The following is a 5,138-nucleotide window of genomic DNA, read 5'->3' as shown; positions in this document are numbered from 1 at the left end:
CCACAAGGCGGCGGCCTCCCGCAGCCGGCGCGGTCGCAACTCGAGCCCGACCAGGGTCGAGAACGTCTGCTCGGCCGGACCGCCGGTGGCCCGGCGGCGGCGCAGCGTCTCACCGAGCGCGGCCGCGCCCGGGATGCGTTCGCCCAGCGCCGCATTCACCACGGTCTGCACCCAGCCCTCGATCAGGGCCAGCAGTATCTCCAGCCGCTCCAGCGCCTGGGTCTGCTCGGGTGTGGCCTTGGGCTCGAACACCCCTTGGGTGAGCAGCTGCTCGACGGCGGCCGGGTCATTCAGTGACGCCGGGTTGAAATCGCGGGCCAGCTCCTCGATTCCCTGCATGTCGATCTTCATGCCCTTGGCGTAGGCCTCGACGGCGCCGAGCAGCTGACTGGACAGCCACGGCACATGACTGAACAGGCGGTGGTGGGCGGCCTCTCGGGCCGCCAGGAAAGTGACGATCTCGCTGCGCGGCTGCTCGAGACCGTCGGCGAACGCCTCGATCGCGTCGGGCAGCAGCGCCGCAATGCCCTTGGGGCCCAACGGTAGTCCGACGTCCGTCGAGGTCAGGACCTCGCGAGCCAATCGCGCCAGCGCCTGGCCCAGCTGCGAGCCGAATGCCATGCCGCCCATCTGCGACATCATCGACAGCAGCGGACCCGCCATGGCCTTGGCCTCGTCGGGCAGCGACGATGCCCACACCGTGGCGATCTGCTGAGCCATCGGGTCGCACAGTCGCTTCCAGGTCTCCAGGGTGTGGTCCACCCAGTCGTTAGGCGTCCAGGCGACCGCCTTGGTGGTGCCCGCCGGCAGCGCGGTCACCCCGTCGAGCCAGGTCTCGGCGAGGTGGACGGCATCGCCGATCGCCTCGCGGGTGGCGACTGGGATGGGGGCCACGAAGCCGATGGTGCTGGATGCCAGCTGGCGGGCCAGCTCGTAGTTCACCGGACCCGAGGATTGCCCGCCCATGGAGCCGGCGCCGCTGAACATCTGCCCGAGGCGAGTGAACATCTGGCCGAGGTCGGCCACGTTGAACTCGCCGCCGAGGCCGCCCAGGCCGAATGGGTCAGCGGACCCTGAGCCGGACTCGGGGTCGTTCTCGCGGTGCTTATCGCGGTCCGGATCGTCTCCGGGGGAGAAGCCGAAAGGCAGGTCAGCCATGTCCTCAACGGTACTCATCTCCCACGCACGCCGCGCGGCCCGTTGTCACGCTCTGAGTGAACCCGCCCGCCACGGACCTGAGCGCTCTGACCACTCCGTCTAGTGTTGGCGACGTGAACAGGCGGATTGTGACGCTGATTGTGGCGTTGATCCCGATCGTGGTCTTCGGCGTGCTGCTCGCAGTGGTGACGGTGCCTTACGTGTCGCTGGGGCCGGGGCCGGCGTTCGACACGCTCGGGCAGGTCGACGGCAAACAGGTGGTCGACATCAAAGGCACACAGACGCACCCGACCACGGGCCAGCTGGACATGACGACGGTGTCCCAGCGTGACGATCTCAGCCTGGCCGAGGCGCTGACGCTGTGGCTATCCGGGCAGGAACAGTTGATGCCGCGTGACCTGGTCTACCCGCCGGGCACGTCGCGCGAGGATGTCGACAAGGCCAACGACGCCGATTTCAAGGAGTCGGAGCACAACGCCGAGTTCGCGGCCCTGGGTTATCTGAAATACCCGGCGGCCGTCACCGTTGTGACGCTGACCGATCCCGGGCCCTCGGTGGGTAAGTTGCAGGCCGGAGACGCCATCAAAGCCGTCGACGGTAAGCCGGTAACCACCGTCGAGCAATTCACCTCGTATCTGAAGACCACCAAACCCGGACAAAACGTCGCGGTCGACTTCCACCGCAAAAACGCGTCACCCGGGGTTGCCCACATCACGTTGGGTCATCACCCGAAAGGTGACTATGGCTTTGTCGGCGTCTCGGTGACAGACGCGCCGTGGGCGCCGTTCGCGGTCGATTTCAACCTCGCCAACGTGGGCGGACCATCGGCGGGTCTCATGTTCAGCTTGGCGGTGATCGACAAGCTCACCACCGGCAACCTCGTCGGCTCGAAGTTCGTGGCGGGCACCGGCACGATCAAGCCGGACGGCGAAGTGGGCCGGATCGGCGGCATCCTGCACAAGATGAGCGCGGCCCGCGATGCCGGCGCGACGGTGTTCCTGGTGCCGGCCGAGAACTGCTACGAGGCAAACTCCAAACAAGTGCCCGGTTTGCAACTGGTGAAGGTCGACAACCTGGGTGGGGCAGTGGACGCGCTGCACGCCGTCGCTGCCGGCGGGAAACCGCCGAGCTGTTGACGCCCGGCGACGCCGCAGAGCGGCGCGAGGAGCAGCAGGGCAATCAGACGGAGTGCGTACAGTTGAAACGCCGAGGACAAACGAGCAGGGAGCGTAGCTAGTGGGGATGCGGCCCGCCGCCAGGATGCCGAAGCTGACTCGACGCAGCCGAACGCTGATCGCGATCGCTCTGACCGTGATCGGGCTGCTGCTGGTCGGCCCGCGATTCATCGACGCCTACGTGGACTGGCTCTGGTTCGGCGAGCTGGGCTACCGGTCGGTGTTCACCACCGTGCTGGTGACCCGGCTGATCGTGTTCGTGGTGATCGGGCTGCTGGTCGGTGGCATCGTGTTCGCAAGCCTGGCCCTGGCGTATCGCACCCGGCCGGTCTTCGTGCCGAGCAACGGCAGTGATCCGGTGGCGCGCTATCGCACGGTGGTGATGGCGCGGCTTCGGGTGATCGGTATCGGCGTCCCGGTGGCGATCGGCTTGCTGGCCGGTGTTGTCGCACAGACCTATTGGGTGCGTATCCAGCTGTTCCTGCATGGCAGCGACTTCGGTGTTCGCGACCCCCAGTTCGGCAAAGACCTCGGTTTCTATGCCTTCGAGCTGCCGTTCTACCGGCTGGTGCTCAGCTTCCTCTTCGTGGCGCTGTTTCTGGCGTTCGTTTCGAACTTGTTGGCTCACTATGTCTTCGGCGGTATCCGGCTGTCCGGGCGCACCGGGGCATTGAGCCGCTCGGCGCGCATCCAGTTGATCAGCCTGGTCGGAACGCTGGTGTTACTCAAGGCGTTTGCGTACTGGTTGGATCGCTACGAGCTGCTGTCCCACACCCGTGCCGGCAAGCCGTTCACCGGAGCCGGATACACCGATATCAACGCGGTGCTGCCGGCCAAGCTGATCCTGCTGGCAATTGCGTTGATCTGTGCGGTGGCGGTGTTCTCCGCGGTTGTGCTGCGAGACTTGCGAATTCCGTCGATCGGCCTGGTGCTGCTGTTGCTTTCCTCGATGGTCGTCGGCGCCGCCTGGCCGTTGATCGTCGAGCAGATCAGCGTCAAACCCAATGCGGCGCAGAAGGAACGCGAATACATCAGCCGAAGCATCGCTGCGACCCGCCAAGCCTACGGCCTGACCGAAGACGTTGTGACCTACCGCGACTACAGCGGTGATGGGAGGACGACCGCCGAGCAGGTGGCGTCCGACCGTGCCACCACGTCCAACATCCGGCTACTGGACCCGACCATCATCAGCCCGGCGTTCACACAGTTCCAGCAGGCGAAGAACTTCTACTACTTTCCCGACCAGCTGTCCATCGACCGCTACCGCGACCGCGACGGCAATCTGCACGACTATGTGGTTGCTGCACGTGAACTCAACCCCGACCACCTGATCGACAACCAGCGGGACTGGATCAACCGGCACACCGTCTTCACCCACGGCAACGGCTTCATCGCCTCGCCGGCCAACACCGTGCGCGGTATTGCCAACGACCCCAACCAAAACGGTGGCTACCCCGAATTCTTGGCCAGCGTCGTCGGGGCCAACGGCGGCGTGACCTCCAGCGGTCCCGCTCCGCTGGATCAGCCGCGTATCTACTACGGACCGGTCATCGCCAGCTCGCCCGCCGACTACGCGATCGTCGGAAAGAACGGCGTGGACCGGGAATACGACTACGAGACCAACACCGAGACCAAGAACTACACCTACACCGGAAGCGGCGGAGTGCCGCTCGGTGGCTGGGTGTCGCGCAGCGTCTTCGCCGCGAAGTTCGCGGAGCGAAACTTCTTGTTCTCCAACGTGATCGGATCCAACAGCAAGATCCTGTTCAATCGTGACCCGGCCCAGCGGGTGGAGGCGGTGGCACCGTGGCTGACCACCGACAGCAACGTGTACCCGGCGATCGTCAACAAGCGGTTGGTGTGGATCATCGACGGCTACACCACGCTGGACAACTACCCGTACTCCGAGCTCACGTCGTTGTCCTCGGCCACCGCCGACTCCACCGAAGTGGCGTTCAACCGGTTGGCGCCCGACAAGCAGGTGTCCTACATCCGTAACTCGGTGAAGGCCACGGTCGATGCCTACGACGGAACGGTGACGCTGTACCAGCAGGACGAGCACGACCCAGTGCTCAAAGCGTGGATGAAGGTGTTCCCCGGAACGGTCAAACCCAAGAGTGACATCACCGCCGAATTGGCCGCCCATCTGCGCTATCCCGAAGACCTGTTCAAGGTGCAGCGGATGCTGCTGGCCAAGTACCACGTCAACGACCCGGTGACGTTCTTCTCCACCTCAGATTTCTGGGACGTGCCGCTGGACCCGAATCCGACCGCGAGCAGTTACCAGCCGCCGTACTACATCGTCGCGAAAAACATTGCCAAAGAAGACAACTCGGCATCGTTCCAACTGACGAGCGCGATGAACAGGTTCAAGCGCGATTACCTGGCCGCCTACATCAGCGCGAGCTCCGATCCGTCGACCTATGGCAAGATCACCGTGCTGACCATTCCCGGTCAGGTCAACGGGCCGAAGCTGGCCAATAACGCGATCACCACCGATACCGCTGTGTCGCAAGACCTTGGCGTGATCGGGCGTGACAATCAGAACCGGATCAAGTGGGGCAATCTGCTCACGCTGCCGGTGGCTCAGGGCGGATTGCTTTACGTCGAGCCGGTGTACGCCTCGCCCGGCACCAGCGATGTCGCCTCGTCGTATCCCCGGCTGATCCGGGTGGCGATGATGTACAACGACAAGATCGGTTACGGGCCCACCGTCGGCGATGCGCTGACGGGGTTGTTCGGGCCCGGCGCCGCCGCGACCGCGGCAGGTATCGCGCCCACCGAATCGGGTGCGCCGGCCAGTGC

The 5,138-nt window shown here is 65.0% G+C and carries 3 protein-coding genes; 2 read left to right on the top strand and 1 reads right to left on the bottom strand.

Going from position 1 to position 5,138, the window contains the following annotated elements; translation table 11 throughout:
• Window positions 1–1,176, bottom strand: a 1,176-nt coding sequence (locus WAN02_RS28720) for a zinc-dependent metalloprotease (RefSeq protein WP_422268785.1), incomplete at its 3' end; no start/stop codon positions are given.
• Between the two features lie 95 nt (window positions 1,177–1,271).
• On the opposite strand from WAN02_RS28720, the gene WAN02_RS28715 reads away from it, so the two are divergent.
• Both WAN02_RS28715 and WAN02_RS28710 read left to right on the top strand, forming a co-directional pair.
• Window positions 1,272–2,294: a PDZ domain-containing protein gene (locus WAN02_RS28715; protein ID WP_422268784.1), complete on the top strand. Its 1,023-nt coding sequence runs from the start codon at window positions 1,272–1,274 to the stop codon at window positions 2,292–2,294.
• Window positions 2,295–2,394: 100 nt separating this feature from the next.
• On the top strand, window positions 2,395–5,138 hold a 2,744-nt coding region (locus WAN02_RS28710; protein ID WP_422268783.1), incomplete at its 3' end, for a UPF0182 family protein.

The organism is Mycobacterium sp. (assembly GCF_049281135.1).
Taxonomy (GTDB): Bacteria; Actinomycetota; Actinomycetes; order Mycobacteriales; family Mycobacteriaceae; genus Mycobacterium.
Note: the sequence above shows the minus strand (reverse complement) of the source record. Positions and strands in the feature narration are given on the sequence as shown.